The 19,844-nt window shown below is 73.2% G+C and carries 15 protein-coding genes, 3 tRNA genes and 2 pseudogenes; 8 read left to right on the top strand and 12 right to left on the bottom strand.

Going from position 1 to position 19,844, the window contains the following annotated elements; genetic code table 11:
• Nucleotides 1-992 (top strand): molybdopterin oxidoreductase family protein (locus ACFXA3_RS09695; RefSeq protein WP_385184316.1); only part of this gene is annotated, 992 nt, incomplete at its 5' end.
• Nucleotides 993-1,229: 237 nt separating this feature from the next.
• The gene (locus ACFXA3_RS09690) at nt 1,230-2,288 is read left to right on the top strand and encodes an RNA polymerase sigma factor (RefSeq protein WP_385184318.1); all 1,059 of its coding nucleotides are present in this window, start codon (nt 1,230-1,232) and stop codon (nt 2,286-2,288) included.
• Between the two features lie 197 nt (nt 2,289-2,485).
• Here the strand turns inward: ACFXA3_RS09690 and ACFXA3_RS09685 are convergent, their stop codons facing one another.
• From ACFXA3_RS09685 to ACFXA3_RS09670, 4 genes are all read right to left on the bottom strand, one after another.
• Nucleotides 2,486-4,408 carry an ABC transporter ATP-binding protein gene (locus tag ACFXA3_RS09685; protein WP_385184314.1) on the bottom strand — a complete coding sequence of 641 codons (1,923 nt, stop codon included), beginning with the start codon at nt 4,406-4,408 and terminating at the stop codon, nt 2,486-2,488.
• On the bottom strand, nt 4,405-6,138 hold the full coding sequence (locus ACFXA3_RS09680; RefSeq protein ID WP_385184311.1) for an ABC transporter ATP-binding protein: 1,734 nt from the start codon (nt 6,136-6,138) through the stop codon (nt 4,405-4,407). Before ACFXA3_RS09680 ends, ACFXA3_RS09685 begins: the two co-directional genes overlap by 4 nt.
• 178 nt (nt 6,139-6,316) lie before the next feature.
• Entirely contained in the window at nt 6,317-7,771 is a 1,455-nt protein-coding gene (locus tag ACFXA3_RS09675; protein ID WP_385184308.1) for an FGGY family carbohydrate kinase, read from the bottom strand.
• Nucleotides 7,772-7,844: 73 nt separating this feature from the next.
• Entirely contained in the window at nt 7,845-8,147 is a 303-nt protein-coding gene (locus ACFXA3_RS09670; protein ID WP_385184305.1) for a YtxH domain-containing protein, read from the bottom strand.
• Nucleotides 8,148-8,293: 146 nt separating this feature from the next.
• Here ACFXA3_RS09670 and ACFXA3_RS09665 point away from each other — a divergent pair.
• The 3 genes from ACFXA3_RS09665 (at nt 8,294) to ACFXA3_RS09655 (ending at nt 8,703) form a co-directional block, all read left to right on the top strand.
• A tRNA-Asn gene (locus ACFXA3_RS09665) sits at nt 8,294-8,366 on the top strand.
• A gap of 5 nt (nt 8,367-8,371) precedes the next feature.
• A tRNA-Asn gene (locus tag ACFXA3_RS09660) sits at nt 8,372-8,444 on the top strand.
• Between the two features lie 185 nt (nt 8,445-8,629).
• Nucleotides 8,630-8,703 (top strand) — tRNA-Ile (locus ACFXA3_RS09655).
• A gap of 97 nt (nt 8,704-8,800) precedes the next feature.
• Here the strand turns inward: ACFXA3_RS09655 and ACFXA3_RS09650 are convergent.
• On the bottom strand, nt 8,801-9,967 hold the full coding sequence (locus tag ACFXA3_RS09650) for a glutamate--cysteine ligase (RefSeq protein ID WP_385184303.1): 1,167 nt from the start codon (nt 9,965-9,967) through the stop codon (nt 8,801-8,803).
• Between the two features lie 205 nt (nt 9,968-10,172).
• On the opposite strand from ACFXA3_RS09650, the gene ACFXA3_RS09645 reads away from it, so the two are divergent.
• A complete protein-coding gene (locus tag ACFXA3_RS09645) occupies nt 10,173-11,435 on the top strand; it encodes an MFS transporter (RefSeq protein ID WP_385184300.1) in 1,263 nt (420 codons plus the stop codon).
• A 24-nt stretch (nt 11,436-11,459) separates the two neighbouring features.
• On the opposite strand, the gene ACFXA3_RS09640 is transcribed toward ACFXA3_RS09645, so the two are convergent.
• From ACFXA3_RS09640 to ACFXA3_RS09630, 3 genes are all read right to left on the bottom strand, one after another.
• On the bottom strand, nt 11,460-11,834 hold the full coding sequence (locus ACFXA3_RS09640) for a hypothetical protein (RefSeq protein WP_385184298.1): 375 nt from the start codon (nt 11,832-11,834) through the stop codon (nt 11,460-11,462).
• An 84-nt stretch (nt 11,835-11,918) separates the two neighbouring features.
• A complete protein-coding gene (locus ACFXA3_RS09635) occupies nt 11,919-13,280 on the bottom strand; it encodes a carboxyl transferase domain-containing protein (RefSeq protein ID WP_385184295.1) in 1,362 nt (453 codons plus the stop codon).
• 55 nt (nt 13,281-13,335) lie between these two features.
• On the bottom strand, nt 13,336-14,055 hold the full coding sequence (locus ACFXA3_RS09630) for a LysE family transporter (RefSeq protein WP_385184293.1): 720 nt from the start codon (nt 14,053-14,055) through the stop codon (nt 13,336-13,338).
• Nucleotides 14,056-14,124: 69 nt separating this feature from the next.
• Between ACFXA3_RS09630 and ACFXA3_RS09625 the strand changes: the two genes are divergently transcribed.
• On the top strand, nt 14,125-14,565 hold the full coding sequence (locus tag ACFXA3_RS09625; RefSeq protein ID WP_385184290.1) for an Lrp/AsnC family transcriptional regulator: 441 nt from the start codon (nt 14,125-14,127) through the stop codon (nt 14,563-14,565).
• Here the strand turns inward: ACFXA3_RS09625 and ACFXA3_RS09620 are convergent.
• From ACFXA3_RS09620 to ACFXA3_RS09605, 4 genes and pseudogenes are all read right to left on the bottom strand, one after another.
• Nucleotides 14,562-16,016 (bottom strand): annotated as a pseudogene (locus ACFXA3_RS09620) (GAF domain-containing sensor histidine kinase); the annotation flags it as partial. The gene ACFXA3_RS09625 and the pseudogene ACFXA3_RS09620 overlap by 4 nt on opposite strands.
• 51 nt (nt 16,017-16,067) lie before the next feature.
• Nucleotides 16,068-17,723, bottom strand: coding sequence for a transporter (locus ACFXA3_RS09615; RefSeq protein WP_385184287.1), 1,656 nt, complete (start codon nt 17,721-17,723; stop codon nt 16,068-16,070).
• The gene (locus tag ACFXA3_RS09610; protein ID WP_385184284.1) at nt 17,720-18,562 is read right to left on the bottom strand and encodes an ABC transporter ATP-binding protein; all 843 of its coding nucleotides are present in this window, start codon (nt 18,560-18,562) and stop codon (nt 17,720-17,722) included. The genes ACFXA3_RS09615 and ACFXA3_RS09610 overlap by 4 nt, the downstream gene beginning before the upstream one ends.
• Before the next feature lie 190 nt (nt 18,563-18,752).
• Nucleotides 18,753-19,433: a bifunctional DNA primase/polymerase gene (locus ACFXA3_RS09605; RefSeq protein ID WP_385184281.1), complete on the bottom strand. Its 681-nt coding sequence runs from the start codon at nt 19,431-19,433 to the stop codon at nt 18,753-18,755.
• A 220-nt stretch (nt 19,434-19,653) separates the two neighbouring features.
• Between ACFXA3_RS09605 and ACFXA3_RS09600 the strand changes: the two are divergent.
• A pseudogene (locus ACFXA3_RS09600) lies at nt 19,654-19,844 on the top strand (transcriptional regulator); the annotation flags it as partial.

The raw sequence follows: 19,844 nt of genomic DNA, 5'->3' as shown, positions 1-19,844 counted from the left end.
CGCGCCCCCACCTCGGCGGGGTGTGGGGCGTGCACCCAGACGCGCTCCCGCGCCCCCGCCCAAGCGCGTACGAACTCCTCGACGCCCTCGGCACGGACGTCAAGGCGCTCCTCCTCATGGGCTCCAACCCGGTGGTCTCGGCCCCCCGCGCGGCCCACATCGAGGACCGCATCCGCTCGCTGGACTTCCTGGCCGTGGCGGACGTCGTCCTCTCCGAGACGGCGGCCCTCGCGGACGTGGTCCTCCCCGTCACCCAGTGGGCGGAGGAGACCGGCACCACCACCAACCTGGAAGGCCGCGTCCTGCTGCGCCGCCGCGCCCTGACCCCGCCGCCCGGGGTGCGCGGCGACCTCGACGTGCTGCACGGCCTGGCCGCCCGCCTCGGCATCGAGAAGGGCTTCCCCACCGCCCCCGAGGAGGTCTTCGAAGAGCTCCGCCGCGCCTCTGCCGGCGGCCCGGCGGACTACTCGGGCATCTCCTACGCCCGTATCGAAGCCGAACAGGGCGTGTTCTGGCCCTGCCCGCAGGAGTCCCACCCCGGCACCCCGCGCCTCTTCCTCGACCGCTTCGCCACCGAGGACGGCCGGGCCCGCTTCGTCCCCGTCTCGCACCGCGACGCGGCCGAGGTCCCGGACGGCGAGTACCCGCTCCTGCTGACCACCGGCCGGGTGGTCGCCCAGTACCAGTCGGGCGCCCAGACCCGCCGCGTGGACGAGCTCAACGAGGCGGCCCCCGGGCCCTTCGTGGAGCTCCACCCGCGCCTCGCGTCCCGGATCGGGGCGGTCGAGGGCGCCCCGCTCGCGGTCGTCTCCCGCCGCGGCCGCGCCGTCGCCCCGGCCCGCATCACGGACGCCATCCGCGCGGACACGGTCTTCATGCCGTTCCACTGGCCGGGCGAGGGCCGTGCCAACTCCCTGACCAACCCGGCCCTGGACCCCACGTCCCGCATGCCCGAGTTCAAGGTCTGCGCGGTCCGCGTCGAACCGGCGTGACCCGTCCGGCCCGGGTCCGGGCACGGCGCACTTCTTCTCGGACATGCGTCCGATCCGCATCGGGATTCCCGGCGGGGGGTAACCATCCGGTCACGCACCGGACTCAGAAAGTGCACGCACGCCCCTCGTGGCGGCGATGTGCCGTACCCCACACTGAAGTGCGGTGCCCCCGTCCTCGGAGCCCTGGAGGTCGCCCCCGTGCAGACCCAGATCCTGACCGTCAACGTGAGCCCGCCCGTGCACGACGCCGAGGCCACTGCGGGTGAAGAGCCCGAGGTCGACGCCGTGGACGAGGAGCCCGAAGAGCCCGAGGCACTGGAGCTGATCGAGCAGGTGCCCGAGCCCGAGCCCGAGCCCCGCCGGCGTGCGGACAGCGGCGGAGCGGGCCCGTCCGCGGACCTGTTCCGGCAGTACCTGCGCGAGATAGGCAGGATCCCGCTGCTCTCCGCCGCCGAGGAGGTCGAGCTCGCGCGCCGCGTCGAAGCCGGCCTGTTCGCCGAGGAGAAGCTGGGCAACAGCCCCGACCTCGATCTGCGCCTCGCCCTCGACCTCGACAAGCTCGTCGTCATGGGGCGGATGGCCAAGAGGCGCCTCATCGAGTCGAACCTGCGGCTGGTCGTCTCCGTCGCGAAGCGCTACGTGGGCCGCGGGCTCACCATGCTCGACCTCGTGCAGGAGGGGAACCTCGGGCTCATCAGGGCCGTCGAGAAGTTCGACTACGCCCGCGGCTACAAGTTCTCCACCTACGCCACCTGGTGGATCCGGCAGGCGATGTCGCGTGCCCTCGCCGACCAGGCCCGCACCATCCGGGTGCCCGTCCACGTCGTCGAACTGATCAACCGGGTCGTGCGCGTCCAGCGCCGCATGCTCCAGGAACGCGGGTACGAGCCCACGGCCGAAGAGGTCGCCGTCCACCTGGAGCTGACGCCCGAGCGGGTCCTGGAGGTGCTCCGCCTCGCGCAGGAGCCCGTCTCGCTCCATGCGCCCGTCGGCGAGGAGGACGACGTCGCCCTCGGCGATCTGATCGAGGACGGGGACGCCGCCTCGCCCATGGAATCCGCCGCGTTCTTCCTGCTCCGCGAACACCTCGAAGCGGTCCTGTCGACCCTCGGCGAACGCGAACGCAAGGTCGTGCAGCTGCGCTACGGCCTGGCCGACGGCAGGCCCCGCACGCTGGAGGAGATCGGGCGGATCTTCGGCGTGACCCGCGAGCGGATCCGCCAGATCGAGTCCAAGACGCTCAACAAGCTGCGCGACCACGCCTTCGCCGACCAGCTCCGCGGCTACCTGGACTGAGGGACCGGGACCAGGACCGGGACTGAGGGACCGGGACACCGCGGCGGGGAACGGAGAAGGGGTGCCCCCAGGTGGGAGGGCACCCCTGGCAACCCGGCACGACACCGGCCGACACCGGCCGACACCGGCCGACACCGGCCGACACCGGCCGACACCGGCCGACACCGGCCGATTCCGGCCGACGCCGGTCGGCTCGACTAGTCGACCTCGGCCACGGCCTGCGCGAACTGCGCCGCGTACAGCCGCGCGTACGCGCCCTCCGCGTCCAGCAGCTCCTCGTGCGTCCCCTGCTCCACGATCGAGCCGTTCTCCATCACCAGGATCACGTCCGCATCGCGGATCGTGGACAGCCGGTGCGCGATCACGAAGGACGTACGGCCGTGCGCGAGGCGCGCCATCGCCTTCTGGATCAGCACCTCGGTACGGGTGTCCACCGAGCTCGTCGCCTCGTCGAGGACCAGGATCACCGGGTCCGACAGGAACGCCCGGGCAATGGTGATCAGCTGCTTCTCGCCCGCGCTGACGCCCGCGCCCTCGTCGTCCAGCACGGTGTCGTAGCCGTCCGGCAGGGTGCGGATGAACCGGTCCGCGTGGGCGGCCCGCGCCGCCTCCTCGACCTCGGCGCGCGTCACCTCGCGGGCCGCACCGTAGGCGATGTTCTCCGCGATGGTGCCGCCGAACAGCCACGTGTCCTGGAGCACCATGCCGATGCCGCCGCGCAGTTCCTCGCGGGTCATCTTCGCGATGTCCACCCCGTCGAGGGCGATCTCGCCGCCCGTGACCTCGTAGAACCGCATCAGCAGGTTGACGAGCGTGGTCTTGCCGGCGCCCGTCGGGCCGACGATCGCGACCGTGTGGCCGGGCTCGACGGTCAGCGACAGGTTCTCGATGAGCGGCTTGTCCGGCTCGTAGCGGAAGGCCACCTTGTCGAGCGTGACCTGGCCGCGGACCCGCTCCGGCCGCTCCGGGACCTCCGCGTCCGGCTCCTGCTCCTCGGCGTCGAGCAGCTCGTACACCCGCTCCGCCGAGGCGACACCGGACTGCACCAGGTTCGCCATCGACGCGACCTGCGTCAGCGGCATCGAGAACTGGCGCGAGTACTGGATGAACGCCTGCACGTCACCGATCGACAGGCTGCCCGAGGCCACCCGCAGACCGCCGACGACCGCCACCAGCACGTAGTTGATGTTCGAGATGAAGAACATCACCGGCTGCATGATCCCGCTGACCAGCTGCGCCTTGAACGAGGCCCGGTACAGCGCCTCGTTCTGCTCGGCGAAGACGGCGGCGGACTCCTTCTGCCGGCCGAAGACCTTCACCAGCGCGTGGCCCGAGTACATCTCCTCGATGTGCGCGTTGAGCGCGCCCGTCGACTTCCACTGCGCCACGAACTGCGGCTGCGACTTCTTGCCGATCTTCGCCGCGACGACGACCGACACCGGGATCGTCACCAGCGCGACCAGCGCCAGCAGCGGTGAGATCCAGAACATCATCGCCATCACACCGACGATCGTCAGCAGCGAGTTCAGCAGCTGGCCCATCGTCTGCTGGAGCGTCTGCCCGATGTTGTCGATGTCGTTGGTGGCCCGGCTGAGCACCTCGCCGCGCTTCTGCCGGTCGAAGTACGACAGCGGCAGCCGCGACAGCTTCGCCTGGAGCTCCTCGCGCAGCCGGTACACGGTGCCGTTCATGATGTGGTTCGACAGCCGCGTCGCGACCAGCATCAGCAGGCCGGCGAGGGTGAACACCACCAGCGCCCAGATCGCCACGACCCCGACGGCACCGAAGTCGATGCCCTCGCCGGGGGTGAAGTCGGTGCCGGACAGCATGTCCGCCATCCCGCCCTGACCCTTGGCTCGCAGCCCGTCCAGCGCCTGCTGCTTGGTGATCCCGGCCGGCATCTGGCGGCCGACGATCCCCGCGAACACCAGGTCGGTGGCCTGGCCGAGGATCTTCGGGCCGACGACCGAACAGCCGACGCTGCCGACGACGGCGACGACCATGCCCCACAGCTTGACGCGGTCGTGGGCTATCTGGCCCAGCAGCCGTTTGCCCGAGCCCTTGAAATCCATGGACCGCTCGGCCGGCCCCATCATCATCCGTCCTCCGGGCCCGCTCATGCGGCCTCCGCCTCCGTCAGCTGGGAGAGCACGATCTCCCGGTAGGTCTCGTTGTCGGCCATCAGCTCGTGGTGGCGCCCCTCGCCCACGACCTGGCCCTCGTCCAGCACGATGATCCGGTCGGCGTCACGGATCGTGGAGACGCGCTGGGCGACGATCACGACCGTCGCCTCCTCGGTCTCGCGGGCGAGCGCCGCTCGCAGCGCCGCGTCCGTCGCGTAGTCCAGGGCCGAGAAGGAGTCGTCGAACAGGTAGATCTCCGGGCGCTGCACCAGCGTGCGCGCGATGGCCAGGCGCTGGCGCTGGCCTCCGGAGACGTTCGTTCCGCCCTGGGTGATCGGCGCGTCCAGGCCGCCCTCCAGCTCGGACACGAAGTCCTTGGCCTGCGCCACGTCCAGCGCGTGCCACAGCTCCTCGTCGGAGGCGTCGGGGCGTCCGTAGCGCAGGTTCGAGGCGACGGTGCCGGAGAAGAGGTACGGCTTCTGCGGGACCATGCCCACCGTTTTGGCGAGCAGTTCCGGATCGAGGCGGCGCACGTCCTCCCCGTCGACGAGCACATTGCCGCCGGTCGCGTCGAACAGCCGCGGGACCAGGCCCAGCAGCGTGGACTTGCCGCTGCCGGTGGAGCCGATCACCGCGGTGGTCTCGCCGGGGCGGGCCACCAGGTCCACCCCGCGCAGCACCGGGACCTCGGCACCCGGGTAGCGGAAGTCGGCGCCGCGCAGCTCCAGCTGCCCGCGGGCGAGCAGCTTGGTCACGGGGTCGGCGGGCGGGACGACGCTGGACTCGGTGTCCAGCACCTCCTGGACGCGCTCGGCGCAGACCTCGGCGCGCGGCACCATCATGAACATGAAGGTGGCCATCATCACGGACATGACGATCTGCATCAGGTAGGCCAGGAAGGCCGTCAGCTGGCCGATCTCCATGCCGCCGCTGTCGATGCGCATCGCGCCGAACCAGATGACGGCGACGCTGGAGATGTTCACGACCACGATCACGGTCGGGAACATCAGCGCGAGCAGCCGGCCCGCCGCGAGGGAGACCCCGGTCAGGTCGGCGTTGGCCTCCCGGAAGCGGTCCTTCTCGTACTCGTCGCGGATGAAGGCGCGGATCACGCGGTTGCCGGTGATCTGCTCGCGCAGCACCCGGTTCACGGTGTCCAGACGGACCTGCATCTTCCGGAACAGCGGGCGGGTCCGGAAGACGATCGTGCCGACCGACAGGCCGAGGACGGGGACCACGGCCAGCAGGACGCCCGACAGCTTCACGTCGAGCGAGAGCGCCATGGCGATGCCGCCGATGCACATGATCGGGGCCGAGACCATCAGCGTGAAGGTCATCAGCACCAGCATCTGGATCTGCTGCACGTCGTTGGTCGTACGGGTGATCAGCGACGGCGCGCCGAACTGGCCGAGCTCCCGGGCGGAGAAGCTCTGCACCCGGTCGAACACGGACGCGCGGATGTCGCGGCCCACGGCGGCCGCGGTCCGGGCGCCGAAGTAGACGGCGCCGCAGTTGCACAGGAGCTGGACGAGGGAGACGCCCAGCATCAGCGCGCCGAAGCGCAGGATGTAGCCGGTGTCCCCGCTGACGACACCGTTGTCGATGATGTCCGCGTTCAGCGTGGGCAGGTAGAGGCTCGCACTGGTCTGCAGCAGTTGCAGCAGCACCAGGAGGGCGATCGGTTTCCGGTACGGACCCAGATGGGTCCGCAGAAGTCGTATGAGCACGCGCAGGCTCCGGTCGGCAAGATCGAGGGGGTTCACTCCATCTTCGGCCACCGCGCGGCCGATCCCCAGCGGTTTTCGCAAAGGCCCGTCAAAAGGAGGAGACCTGCCGCCGGGCCTACTCCAGCGGCAGTAGGTCCCGTGCCCGAGCGGGCGCCGGGTGCCCCGAGCACACGGCCGCTCAGCCCTGGAACGCCCCCGGGTGGATCTGCTCACGCGTCGCGATGTACTGCTGGCGCACCGCCTGCCACGCCGGGTACTCCTCGCCCGGCTCGAAGACCTGCGCCACCGGACCCGGCCACACCGGCGGGGTGTGCGGGGCCAGCGTGCCCTGCTGCACCCCCAGCGCCCACGCGGCCTGGCGCGCCGCGCCCAGCGCCGCGTAGTCGGCCGGCGCGGGGACGACGATCTGCGTGCCGAACAGCCCCGGAGCGGCCGCCTGTACGGCGGGCAGCTCGGCCGCCGCGCCCAGCAGGAACACCCGGCGGATCTCGACCCCGCGCGAACGCAGCACGTCGAGCGCGTCGGCCAGCCCGCACAGCATGCCCTCGAACGCGGCCCGCGCCAGGTGCTCCGGCTTCATCGAGTCCCGCCGCAGCCCGGACAGGGTCCCGGCGCTGTGCGGCAGGTTCGGCGTCCGCTCGCCCTCCAGGTACGGCAGGAGCACGAGCCCGTGCGCGCCCGGCGTCGACTTCAGCGCGAGCTCGGACAGCCCGTCGAGATCGGTGCCCAGCAGTTCGGCGGTGCCCCGCAGCGCCCGTACGGCATTGGAGACGTTCACCACCGGCAGGTGCATGCCGCTGGCGTCGGCCAGCGAGGTGATCAGCCCGCCCGGCTCGGACAGCGCCTCGCGGTGCACGGCCATCACCGAGCCCGAGGCGCCCAGCGAGACCACCGCGTCGCCGGGGCCGAGGCCCAGCCCGAGCGCGGCGGCCATGGTCTCCCCGGTGCCGGCGGAGATCAGCAGCCCCTCCGGCGTCATCCCGGCGGCCTCGGCCGGCCCGAGCACCTCGGGCAGCAGCGCCATGTGCCCGAGCGCCAGCTCGACCAGGTCGGGCCGGTACGAACCGGTGGCCGCCGACCAGTACCCGGTACCCGAGGCGCCGCCGCGGTCGGTGGTCCGCCGGACCGGACGGCCCAGCAACTGCCAGACCAGCCAGTCGTGCGCGGACATCAGCACGGCCACCCGGCGGGCCGCCTCCGGCTCGGTGCGGGCCAGCCAGGCCAGCTTCGTCACCGGCTGCGCGGACTGCGGGACGGACCCGACGGCCTCGGCCCACGCCTGCCGGCCGCCCAGGGCCCCGACGAGTTCGGCGGCGGCGGCCTGGCCGCGCTTGTCGTTGCCGATCAGGGCCGGACGGACCAGGGCGCCCTGCTGGTCCAGGGGCAGCAGTCCGTGCTGCTGCGCGGAGACTCCTATGGCCTGGACGCCTTCGAGGAGCCCGCCGCCGGCGGCCTCGCCGAGGGAGAGCAGCCAGGCCTGGGGGTCGGTCTCGTGGGGGTGGACGCCCTCGGGGTCGCCCGCGGGCTGCGGATGGGGCGCGTAGCCCTGGCGCAGGACGGCACCGGTCTCGGTGTCACAGACGACTATGCGAGTGAAGGCGGAAGAGCTGTCCAGCCCGGCGACTATCCCCATGCGGAGAATTCTGCCGCACGCACAACCGGGATCCGCCGCCCGGAGGCGCCGGATCCCGGGGGAACTTCCAGGCTCAGGTGTTGCTCGTGCCCCAGTCGTCCTCGGAGCCGCCGCCGGTCCGGTCGCGCAGTCCCCGGACCCGCCCGGCCAGGGAGGACGGCACCGCGTCGCCGACCTTGCTGCCCACGGCGGCGAAGGCCTTCCCGGCGTACTGGCGGCCCGTCTGCCCGGCGGTCTCGGCGGCATTGCGCACCGCCGGGTTCTGCGCGAGCTCGCGGGCCGACTTCTTCAGCTGCTCGTAACGCTCCCGCCCGGCGCGCGTTCCGAGCACGTACCCGAGGGCCAGTCCGACCACGAACGTGACCTTGTACCGCATGCCTGTCACCCTTCGTCGTGTGGTGCCCGGCCCGCTGGCGATACCGATTGGCGGAGCACCCCCCTGCTTGCGCTAATCTATGTCTCGCAACGGGCGCTCGCCCCTCTGGTTAGGCCGGAGGTGGGCTGTTCGGTGCACCGCAGCAATCCCCTGTAGCTCAATTGGCAGAGCAGCCGGCTGTTAACCGGCAGGTTACTGGTTCGAGTCCAGTCGGGGGAGCGCAGTCCCCTGTAGCTCAATTGGCAGAGCAGCCGGCTGTTAACCGGCAGGTTACTGGTTCGAGTCCAGTCGGGGGAGCGTGAAAGAAGAGGACCTCATGCGGGTCCTCTTTCTTTTTTGCCCTGGTTCTGGAACCGGGCAGCCCTCAGAGCGGTCTCCCTCAGCAGGCGAAGCCGATCATGCGAGGCATCCGAGGCAGGAGATCGTATGAGCGGCTATGCTGCGGCAGACGGCGCGCACACATGTACGCGCCACGCCGTGAAGGGGCGGTAGCTCAGCCGGTTAGAGCAGCGGACTCATAATCCGTCGGCCGTGGGTTCGAGTCCCACCCGCCCCACTGCGAGCCGCAGGTGCAGAAACGATCGCACCTGCGGCTTCAGTGTTTCCGAGGGTCGGTGCCGCCCGTCGGGGCGCCGCCCGGGGCGTCCGCCGGGCTAGAAGTTCTCCGTCTCGTCCGCCAGGTGGCGCAGTACGTCGTTCAGGTCCTGGCGGCGGGCGAAGGCCGCGCGTTGGCGGTGGGCCCCCGAGCCGTCGCGCAGGAGGCCGCCCAGGGTCTTGGCCGCGTGGTCGAGTTCGTCCGACGCCGCGAGTTCCGGGGCGACCAGGTCCAGCAGGGCCTCCGCCAGGTCCGCCGCCGGGAGTTCCGCGCCCGTGTACGGGTCCAGGCCGAAGCCCTCCAGTCCGTCGTGGGCCGCCCGCCAGCGCGCGAGGCGCAGTACGTCGTCCCGTAGCGCCGGTTCGGGACGCTGCTCCGCGATGTCCCGCAGGGCCGTCGCCACCAGGGCGCGGACCAGCTCGGCCTGGAGGATCGCCGTGTCGATGTCCGGGGACATGTCGGGCGCCCGGATTTCGAGCGTCGGCCAGTGCCCGGACGGGCGGAGGTCCCAGTAGACCATCTTGGTGTCCAGGGCCGCCCCGGAGCCGAGCAGGGTCTGCACCGAGCGCCGGAAGTGGGCCGTGGACGTGAAGTGCGGGGGCAGCCCGGCGGAGGGCCAGCCCGACCAGGCCATCGCCCGCCAGCTGGCGTGGCCGGTGTCACGGCCGCCCCAGAACGGCGAGTTGGCGGCCAGCGCGATCAGCGTGGGCAGCCATGGTCTGACCCGGTTGGACACCGCCACCGCCGTGTCCACGTCGAGGGTGCCGACGTGGATGTGGCGGCCGCAGCTGACCAGGGTGTCGGTGAGCGCGCCGAAGCGGCGGTGCTGTTCGCGCTGGCGCGGCTCGTCGTCGGTCAGGTGCAGCGGCCCCTCCACGGCGAGGACGGGCGAGGGCGCGGCCAGCAGCCGGCAGCCGTGGGAGCGGGCCGCCCGGGCGAGGGTGCGCCGCAGGGTGGCGAGCTCCTCGCGCAGCACGGGCGCCGAGCCGGTGACCGGAGTGGCGATCTCCACCTGGTAGCGGGTGCCCTCGGGGTGCACTTCGTGGGGCAGGCCCGCAGCGGTGGCCAGGACGAGCGGGGCGGCCGGGACCACCCGGAAGGTGTGGTTGTCGACGAGGAGGAACTCCTCCTCGACACCGACGGTCAGCGGGGCGGTGAGGGGAGCCGCGTGGACGCCGTTGTCCGCGCTGCCGGTGCTCGTGGTGCTGTTGCCAGGTTCGATCACTACGCCTCCCTGGACATACGAGTCTTTTCATCATGAGCTGAACGCCAGGGGGGAGCGCACGCCGATTCAGTCAAATGTCCTGTGACAGTGGCGAGTTACCGGCAAGGAATCCTCCGGCATGAGGCCGCCGGTCAGGGTGGGACGGCTGGTGCGGGTGCGGGAAAACCACCGCGACCCGGCCCGGGGCCGACGGTTATCATCCGCTGTGACCGGTACGAGCACCCCCACCCGACGCCCGACGCGCATATTCGCGGACCTCACCCCACTGCGCACGTCCCCGGACTACCGCCGGCTCTGGGTCGGCAGCACCATCTCCTGGATGGGCCAGGCGATGACCTCGCTCGCGATCTCGCTCCAGGTCTACGACATCACCCGGTCGAGCTTCTCCGTCGGGCTCGTCGGACTCTTCTCCCTCGTTCCGCTCGTCGTGTTCGGCCTGTACGGCGGGGCCATCGCCGACACCGTGGACCGGCGCAAGCTCGGCCTCTACAGCTCCCTCGGCCTGACCGCGCTGTCGACGGCGCTGGCCGGAGCCGCCCTGCTCGACTACCACCGGGTCTGGCTGCTCTACACGGTCGTCGCGCTCCAGGCGGTCTGCGGCGCCCTCAACGGACCCGCCCGGTCCGCGATGATCCCCCGGCTGCTGCCGGCCGAGCAGCTGCCCGCCGCAAACGCGCTGAACTCGGTGACCATGACCTCCGGGACGATGATCGGCCCGGTGCTCGGCGGAGTCATCGTCGGCTGGTGGGGCTACCAGGCCGCCTACCTGATCGACGCCGTCACCTTCTTCGCCGCGCTCTACGCGGTGTGGCGGCTGCCCGCGATGCTGCCCGCCCGGGAGAACGGCAAGCGGGGACGGGCCTCCGTCCTGGACGGACTGCGCTTCCTCGGCACCCGGCCCAACGTCCGGATGACGTTCTTCACCGACATGTCCGCCATGGTGCTGGCCAGCCCGCGGGCGCTGTTCCCGGCCGTCGCCGGGCTCTGGTACGGCGGCGACGCCAAGACCGTGGGCCTGCTGGTGGCCGCGCCCGCCGTCGGGGCGCTGCTGGGCGGCCTGTTCTCGGGCTGGCAGGGCCGGATCCGCCGGCACGGCCTGGCGATCCTGCTGTCCGTCGGCGGCTGGGGGCTGGCCGTGGCCGTCTTCGGGCTCACCCGGAACCTGTGGCTCGGCCTGTTCGCCCTGGCCGCGGCCGGCTGCGCCGACACCATCTCGATGGTGTTCCGCTCCACGATGATGCAGGCGGCGACCCCCGACGAGATGCGGGGCCGCCTCCAGGGCGTGTTCATCGTGGTCGTCGCGGGCGGGCCCCGGCTCGGGGACTTCCTCGCCGGGACCGCCGCCGACCTGACGTCCCCCGCCGTGGCGATCACGGGCGGCGGGCTCGCCTGCGTCCTGGTGCTGCTCCTGCTCGCCCTGCGCTGGCGCGGCTTCGCCCGCTACGACGCGAGGTCGCCGCAGGCGTGAGCCGGCGCCCGGACGGGGCGGCGCTCAGGCGAGCCAGAGCGCACCGCGCCGGTGACGGGCGGGCGGCACGTCCGCGTCCTCGGAGCGGCCGAGGAGCAGCACCGAGCGGACGTCCGCGCGCAGCCGCTGCCGGGCGCGGCGCTCCTCCTGCGCGGCCATGACGGCCACCGAGGAGTCGCGGAGGAAACGCGGCAGCCGGCGGACCGTGACACGGCGCCGGACGGCCTGCGGCCGGGCGCGGCGGCCGGCCCGCGCGGCCTCGGCGAGACAGCGGGCGCTGAACCGCAGGTCGCGGACGAGCACGGTGTGGACGAGCCCGGTGCGGACGAGCTCGTCGCGGAGCGCGGCGTCGGGGGCCGGCCGGCGGCGGGAGCGGATGTGGTGGGCGGTGCGTGACATGGACGGCTCCGGGAACGGGCCGCCAGGCGGGTCCTGGCGGTACCTACCGGAAGCCGCGAGGGCCGTCTCCGCGAGGGCGGCGGCTCATCCGGCCGGACCGGGGCGCCGGGGGGCGACCACGCCGCGGGCCACGCCGAGGGCGACCAGGTCCTGGGGGCGGATGCGGAGCTGGTCCGCCGTGGCCGGGGCCTCGGAGGCGGGGCGTTTGAGGATGGCCGCCGCCAGCTCGGGGGCGATCACCGAGAAGTAGCTGTCCGGGGTGACCCAGGTGTTGCCGGGGGCGGCCAGCGCCAGGGCCCCGCCCGAACCCCCTTCGCCGATCAGGAGGGTGGTCACCGGGACGCCGGCCGCCGCGACCGCGGCGAAGGTGTCGGCGATGGCCGCGCCGGCGCCGGAGTGTTCCGCGGCGGCGTCGTTGGCCGCGCCGGGGGTGTCGACCAGGGTCAGGACCGGGATCCCGAGGCGGTCCGCGAGGCGGATCACGCGGGCCGCCGTGCGGTATCCCGCCGGACGGGTCGCCGTGCCGCACTGGGCGGCGTACGCGACGGCCCGGCCCTCCCGCAGCCCGAAACCGCACAGCATCCCGGGGTCCGCGGCGCCCGCCCGGTCCCCGGAGAGGGGGAGGCGGAGCGCGAAGTACGCGTCCAGGTAGGCCTCGGCGCGCGGCCGGCCGGGGTGACGGGCCTGCCGTACGGCGTCCCAGCCGGTCGGCGGGGGCGGTACGTCCGACAGCGCCGCCGGGGGCTCGACCGGCCCGGCGGAGCGGGGCGCGGCCAGCACGCGGAGCCAGTCGGCCAGCGTCGCGGGCAGTTCGGAGGCCGGGACGACGGCGTCCACGTGCCCGGCGGCGTACTGGCCCTCGGCGGTGTAGGCCGCCGGGTCCGCGTCGGCCGGCCGCACCCGGGAGCCGGCGAAGCCGACCTGTGCACCCGGGAGGGCGAGCACGACGTCCGCCCCGGCGCCGAGCGTGGCCCAGCCGCCACCGGTGGTGGGATCGCGGAGCACGGCGATCTGCGGGAGCCCGGCGGCTCGGGTCAGGACGGACTGGCGGGCCACGCGCTGGAGTTGGGTCAGCGCGAGCATGCCCTCCTGCATGCGGGAGCCGCCGGTGGCGATCAAGGAGACGAGGGGGAGGCGGTGTTCGCGAGCGTGCGTGTACGCGGCTTCGAGCCGGTCTCCGGTGCGTTCGCCGAGGGAACCGCCGAGGAAGCCGAACTCGAAGGAGATCACGGTGGCTTGACGGCCGCCGATCAGGGCGGTCCCGGTGACGACGGACTCCTGCTCGCCGGTCCGCACGGTGGCGCGGGCGCGCGAGTCGTCGTATCCGGCCCAGGCCAGAGGGCCGTCGGGGGCGGACTCCCGCTGGGCGGAAGGGAGTTCGGCGAAGCTGCCGGGGTCGGTCACGGAGGCGATGGCCGCGCGGGCCGAGAGGCGGGTCGTCGTCACGCGATCACCCTATGGGGTGACGCCGGGCCACGTCAGGCCCGTCCCGCCGCTCGGGTCACGTCAGGGCCGGGAGGGGGAAGGCGATCTTCAGGGCGTAGGCCGCGACGAGTCCGTAGCCGAGGCGGAAGGTCCACGCTCGGGCGGTGGGGGAGACCTTGCTGCCCGCGAAGGCGCCGAGGGCGACGAGGGTCTGCTGCCAGAGGAAGGACGCGGTGGCCACGCCGCCGAGGAAGACGGCGGCGGTGGCGGGGGTGGTGAGGGCGGCGGCCTGGGCGGTGGTGAGGGCGGCGAAGTAGAGGGCGGTGGTGGGGTTCACGGAGGTGAGGCCGACGTACCGGGCGAAGGCCCGCGCCGCGGCGGGCGCGCTCCCGCCCTCCGGCGCAGCCGGGGCCGGAAGGGCCTGGGCCGCCGACGCCGACGCCGACGCCGACGCCGACGCCGACGCCGACGCCGACGCCAGCGCCGGCGGGGTCGGGGTCGGGGAGTGGGAGGAGCGGCGTAGGCCGTGGGCCGCGATGCAGAGCAGGATCACCGCCGACACGAGGCGGATCCAGGCTTCGACCGGGGAGACGTGCGAGGCCACCCAGGGCCCCAGGGCCGTGGCCAGGGCCGCGTAGGCGAGGTCGACCGTGGCGACGCCCGCCGCCGCGGCCATCGCCGTGCGGCGGTGCCGTATCGCCTCCTGGAGCAGCAGCACGCTCATGGCGCCCATCGGCATCGCCACGCCCAGGCCCGCGGCCGCGCCCGACAGGGCGGGGGAGAGGAATCCGTTCATGAGGGGAGGGTGCAGGGCCCGGACCCGGCCGCAGCGGCGGATATCGGCCCCGGCTGCGAGAATCGCGGCATGGACCGCCTCGACAGGGAAATCCTCGGCATCCTGCAGCAGGATGCGCGGATCTCGTACCGTGACCTCGGCGTCCGCGTCGGACTCAGTGCCAATGCCACCGCCGACCGGGTGCGCCGGATGCGGCGGGACGGTGTGATCCGGGGCTTCACCGTCATCGTGGATCCGGCCGCCGACACCCGGGGCGGGCTCGTGGTCTTCATCGACCTGGTCCTGCGGCAGGACGTCGGCAACGACGAGTTCGAGGCGAAGGTCGCCACCCTCCCCGGGATCACCGAAGTGGTGCACGTGACGGGGGAGTACGACTACCTCGTACGGGCCCGGGCCGCCGATCCCGCGGCGCTCGACGCACTGCTGCGCCGGCTCAAGCGGGAGGCCGGGGTGGCCCAGTCCAGCACCCGGATCGCGCTGCGGGCCGCCCACCGCCCGGCCGGCTCCTAGGGGGTGTCCTGCCGCGGTCCGGTGTCCTGCCGCAGCTCCCGGAGCGCGGACTGCCAGTGCAGGGTCGTGCCGCGGGCTCCCGTCGGGGTGCGGCCGTCGTCGGCGACCCGCAGCCGGACGCGGGTCGGGGTCGCGTCCACGGCGACCTCGATCGACGTGACCTCCGGGCGGCGGTGGGCCGCGGCCAGGGCGCCGCGCAGGGCGGACAGGAGGTCGCCCGCCACCGGGTCCGGGAGCAGGGCGTCGACCGCGCCCGTGAAGTGGACCGAGGGCTGGAAGCCCAGCAGGACCGCCGCCCCGCCCGTCTCGCGCAGGACCCGGCCGCGGAACGTCGTCGGGGCGTCGGTCGGCGGCTGCTGGAGGGCGAAGATGGCGGTGCGGACCTCCTGGATGGTGGAGTCGAGTTCGTCCACCGCCCGGCCGAGTTCGTCGCCGACGTCGTCCCCGTCCCCGGACGGCGCGGCCGCCGAGCGCTTCTTCGTGCTCTCCAGCATCATCTCCGTCGCGAACAGCCGCTGGACCACGAGGTCGTGCAGGTCCCGCGCGATCCGGTCGCGGTCCTCGTAGACGGCCAGCTGTTCCCGGTCGTGCTGCGCGTCCGCCAGGACCAGGGCCAGCGCGGCCTGGGAGGCGAACTGCGAGGCCAGCAGCCGGTCCACCGCGTCGTACGGGCGACCGCCGCGGGCCCGCGGCAGGGCGAGGGTGCCGATCAGCTGGCCGCTGCTCTGGAGCGGGAGCATCATGCTCGGGCCGAACCGTTCCCGCACGTGCGTGGTCATCCGCGGGTCCGTCGCCGAGTCCTCGATGAAGACCGGTTCGCCGCCGAGGAGTTGTTCCAGGACCGCCGAGCCGGGAGCGATGGCCGTGCCGATCAGGTCCCCGGCGTCGCCGTGCGTGGAGGCGGCCACGATCTCCATGCCGCCCTCCGGGGTCGGCTGGAGCACCACCCCCGCCGCCGCGTCGGCGAGCAGCCGGGCCCGTTCGGCCACGCACATCAGCGCGTCGGCGGCCGGGCGGCCGGCCAGCAGGGCCGTGGTCACGGCGGCGGCGCCCTCGATCCAGCGCTCCCGGCGGCGCGCCGTCTCGTACAGCCGGGCGTTGCCGATCGCTATCCCCGCCTGGGCGGCCAGGACCCGCATCAGTGCGAGGTCCGCGTCGGTGAACGGGCCGCCGCCCTGCTTCTCGGTGAGGTAGAGGTTGCCGAACACCTCCGTGTGGACCCGGATCGGCACGCCCAGGAAGCTGCGCATGGGGGGATGGCCCGGGGGGAACCCGGCCGAGCGCGGGTCCTTCGACAGGTCCTCCAGCATCAGCGGGCGCGGATCGTCGATCAGCGCGCCGATCACGCCCGTACGGCCGTCGGGCAGGCGGGGGATCGCGGCGCGCTCCGCCGCGCTCAGCCCGGCCGTGTACAGCCCGGTCAGCCGCAGGCGCGGGGGGGGGGCGCACCCCCCCCACCCCCCCCCCGGCGGGGGCCCCCCCCCACCCCTGTGCGCCGTGGCTCAGCCCTTGCTGACCGCCAGCAGGATCTCCGGCAGCTTCCGCGCGACCGTCGGCGCCGCCAGCCGCAGCCCCGCCCAGGCGGCCAGGGTGCCCCAGGCCGCGCCCAGGGGGAGCAGGATCCAGGTGAGGGACGCGTGGTCCGCCACGTTCAGGTAGACCGCCAGGGCGATCACCGGGGAGCAGATCACCGCGGAGGCGAGCATGCCGCCGAAGATGCCCGCCCAGGCGAGCCCGGCCTGTCCCGGGGCCACGTTCTTGAACGCGCCGTCCGTCGGGATCGAGTACGGGAAGCGGGCCGAGGCCAGCGCGCCCGTGCACAGCATCGAGCCGAGCAGGGCCAGGCCCATCCCGAGTCCGGCCGGGAGGCGGCTCCAGTCGTGCAGCAGCGCCGTCGTGACCGCCGTGACCAGCACCGTGTACGGGACGGTGACGAGGGCCAGGGCGTACGCGCGGGCCCGCAGCTCGGCGAAGGCGTCCCGCGTCGTGGAGATGGTCTGCGCGACCATCCAGAACGCCGAGGTGTCCTGGCCGAACTGGTTGTACATCTGGACGCCGAGCATGCCCGTGCCGAAGCAGGCCAGGTACACCGACCCTGTGCCCTGGAGGGCGTTGAAGACCGGGATGATCAGGCCGACCGCCAGGGCCGTGACCCACGCCGACTTCGTCTTCGGGTCGCGGACCACGTACCGCAGCGTGCGCTGCATGACCGCGCCCGTCCGCCCGGCCGGCAGGAACGCCCAGGCGCCGGCGCCGCCCGCGGCCTCCCGCTTCGACGGCTTCGCCGCCGCGATCGTCGAGCCGTCGGGGGTGACCATCAGGCTGGTCAGGCTGCGCTCCCAGAACCACAGGAGCAGCACCAGCGCGAGGAGCGTCACCGCCAGCTGGCCCGCCGCCACGCCGTACGCGCCCTTGCTCGCCGAGTCCACCATGCCGATGGCCGACGCCGGCGGCAGCCACCGCACCACCGCCTCGGCCGGCTCCAGCGTGGTGAGGCCGCCCGACTGGGACAGGCGCTGGCCGGCGAAGTTCGCCACCTGCGCGCCGATCGCGATCAGCAGGCCGCTGAGCAGCGCGAGGTCGCGCCCCTTGCGGCTGGTCAGCAGTCGGACGTTGGCCGTGGCCACCGCGCGGGCCAGCGTGACGCAGCCCAGCAGCAGGAGCGGCACGGCCGGTACGGCGGCCACGATGCCCGCCGCGCCCCGCGCGACGGCCACCACGGAGCCCACCGCGAGGCAGACGGTGAACATCGGGCCGATGCCGACGAGCGAGGAGGCCAGCAGGGCCCGGACGAGCGGCCGAGGCCGCAGCGGCAGCATGACCAGCCGGCTCGGGTCGAGCGTCTCATCCCCGGCGGGGAAGAACAGCGGCATGAACGTCCAGCCGAGCGCGATGATCGCGGCGAGCAGCACGACGACCGTGCCGGCGTGCGCGTTCCCGTGCAGCACGGCCAGTCCGAGCATCGCGAAGAACGCCACCACCAGGGAGAACGCCAGCGAGCCGAAGTAGGCGGCCTTGCGCTTCGAGGAGCCCTTGAGTCCGTTGCGGATCAGCGAGAGCTTGAGGCGGACGAAGACCGAGGTCAGGTTGACGGCGGGGGCCGCGGCCGGTGTGGCGGCCGGGGCGGCCGCCGGGGCGGATGCGGATGCGGCGCTCATCGGGCGGCCTGCCCGCCGAGCCAGTCCAGGGAGTCGCCCGCGTCGCGCCCGCCCGCGCCGACCAGCTCCAGGAACGCGGCCTGCAGCGAGGGCGCGTCGCCCCGTACGTCGGCCAGCGGGCCCGCGGCGCGGATCCGGCCGGCGGCCATGACGGCGACCCAGTCGCACAGCGACTCGACGAGCTCCATGACGTGGGAGGAGAAGACGACCGTGGCACCGGAGGAGGTGTACCGCTCCAGCACCCCGCGGATGGTCTGCGCCGACACCGGGTCGACGCCCTCGAACGGCTCGTCCAGGAACAGTACTTCGGGGTTGTGCAGCAGGGCGGCGGCCAGGCCGATCTTCTTCCGCATGCCCGTCGAGTAGTCCACGACCAGCTTGTGCTGCGAGCCCGCGAGGTCCAGGACGTCCAGGAGCTGCGTCGCCCGCTTGTCGGTCTCCTCACCGGACAGGCCGCGCAGCCGGCCCATGTAGCCGAGCAGTTCGCGCCCCGACAGCCGCTCGAACAGCCGCAGGCCCTCGGGCAGCACGCCGATCCGCTGCTTCACCTGGACCGGGTCGCTCCACACGTCGTGTCCGGCCACGACGACCCGCCCCATGTCGGGGCGGAGCAGGCCGGTCACCATCGACAGCGTCGTCGTCTTGCCCGCGCCGTTCGGGCCGACCAGGCCGATGAACTTGCCCGCGGGCAGTTCCAGGTCGATCCCCGCGACCGCGACCTGCTCGCCGAAGCGCTTCCACAGGCCCTCGACCCGCACCGCCGCCCGTCCGGTGGACGGTGCGGATCGCGCACCGCCCGGTCCGTCCGTCCCACCCGTCGCAACTGCCTGGTCCGGCATGCGCCTGCCTCTCGTTCTGTTCCCCGTGGTCCTGCCTTCTTCACGATAGGAGGGCGGGGAGAGGCCGGGCAGTTACTTATGTCATGAGTTTCCGTACCGGAACGTCCCTGTTCCGAACGGGTCTGACCTGCGATCTTGTGGGGCCCTGTGGGCAGTCGGCCGTCCGGTGCGCGGTCGGGCGCCGCGGGGGTCAGGCGCCGCGCCGGTCCCGGTCCGCCGCGGCCTCGCGCCCGCAGGCGTACGCCAGCGCCGCGATCAGCTCCTCCGTGTCCGGCAGCCACCGGTTGGCCGGGGTGGGCCGGCGCGCCCACTGGACCGAGCCCCGGCCGCCGAAGCGGGTGGGCGGGGCGGCCACGTACTCGCCCTCGCCCCGAGCGGCGAGGTCGAGGGAGGCCGGAGACCAGCCGAGCCCCCGCACCAGGTCCGCCACCTTCGCCCCGGCGCCCGGCAGGACGAAGAACAGCATCCGGTGGTCGGGGGTGAGGGCGACCGGCCCGAGCGTGCGCTCCATCCGCTCCAGCCGCGCCAGTGCCAGGAACCCGGCCGAGTCCGGCACGTCCAGCGCGTCGAAGGTCCGGCCCGTCGGCAGCAGGATCGAGGCCTCGGGGTGCTTCGCCCAGATCCGCCGCACCTGGACCGCGCTGCCCGTGGCCAGCGGCGCCCAGTCCTTCACCGTGGGGTGCGCGCCCGGCGCCGGGCAGTCCTGCGCCCCGCACGAGCACAGCTCCCGCCCGTCCTCGGACTCCAGCCAGGTGCCGGCGAAGACGTCCCAGTGCCGTTCTTCCGTGTACCGCACGGCATGGTCCAGCAGCTGCTCGCCGCGCTGCTTGGGGATGGGTGCCGTCTCCGTGACTCCGATGGTCTCTTCCACGCCCATCACAACTCCCGGGGTCACTGGGGGTTACGGGCGTAAACCGGCCGGTGGGCGGAGCATCGATCCTGCATACGGGGCGCACTGATGCACGTGTGGGGGCGCGTAGGAGGTCGGGGCGCCGGAGTTGGGTAGCGACACGACGCAGAGCGGATGATTCTCCGCACATCAGGCGGGAAGTGATCATTCCAACGATCACCCGCGGCTACTGGGGGTTTTCATGGCAGCCAGGCCTCTCGTCGCGCGCCAGCCGAATGAACGGCTACAGGCGCTCATCCAGGAAGCCGGGTGCTCGAACGCCGGGCTCGCCCGGCGCGTCAACATGTGCGGGGCCGAACACGGCCTCGATCTCCGCTACGACAAGACCTCCGTGGCCCGGTGGTTGGGCGGCCCCCACCCCCCCCGCCCGGC

The sequence above is a fragment of the Streptomyces sp. NPDC059456 genome (genome assembly GCF_042750055.1).
Lineage (GTDB): Bacteria > Actinomycetota > Actinomycetes > Streptomycetales > Streptomycetaceae > Streptomyces.
Note: the sequence above shows the minus strand (reverse complement) of the source record. Positions and strands in the feature narration are given on the sequence as shown.

Coding starts and splice junctions, on each gene's coding strand:
- ACFXA3_RS09625 (WP_385184290.1), top strand. CDS start 14,125: ATGGACCGCCTCGACAGGGAAATCCTCGGCATCCTGCAGCAGGATGCG.
- ACFXA3_RS09640 (WP_385184298.1), bottom strand. CDS start 11,834: ATGTCACGCACCGCCCACCACATCCGCTCCCGCCGCCGGCCGGCCCCC.
- ACFXA3_RS09630 (WP_385184293.1), bottom strand. CDS start 14,055: ATGAACGGATTCCTCTCCCCCGCCCTGTCGGGCGCGGCCGCGGGCCTG.
- ACFXA3_RS09610 (WP_385184284.1), bottom strand. CDS start 18,562: ATGCCGGACCAGGCAGTTGCGACGGGTGGGACGGACGGACCGGGCGGT.
- ACFXA3_RS09615 (WP_385184287.1), bottom strand. CDS start 17,723: ATGAGCGCCGCATCCGCATCCGCCCCGGCGGCCGCCCCGGCCGCCACA.
- ACFXA3_RS09675 (WP_385184308.1), bottom strand. CDS start 7,771: ATGGGGATAGTCGCCGGGCTGGACAGCTCTTCCGCCTTCACTCGCATA.
- ACFXA3_RS09685 (WP_385184314.1), bottom strand. CDS start 4,408: ATGAGCGGGCCCGGAGGACGGATGATGATGGGGCCGGCCGAGCGGTCC.
- ACFXA3_RS09670 (WP_385184305.1), bottom strand. CDS start 8,147: ATGCGGTACAAGGTCACGTTCGTGGTCGGACTGGCCCTCGGGTACGTG.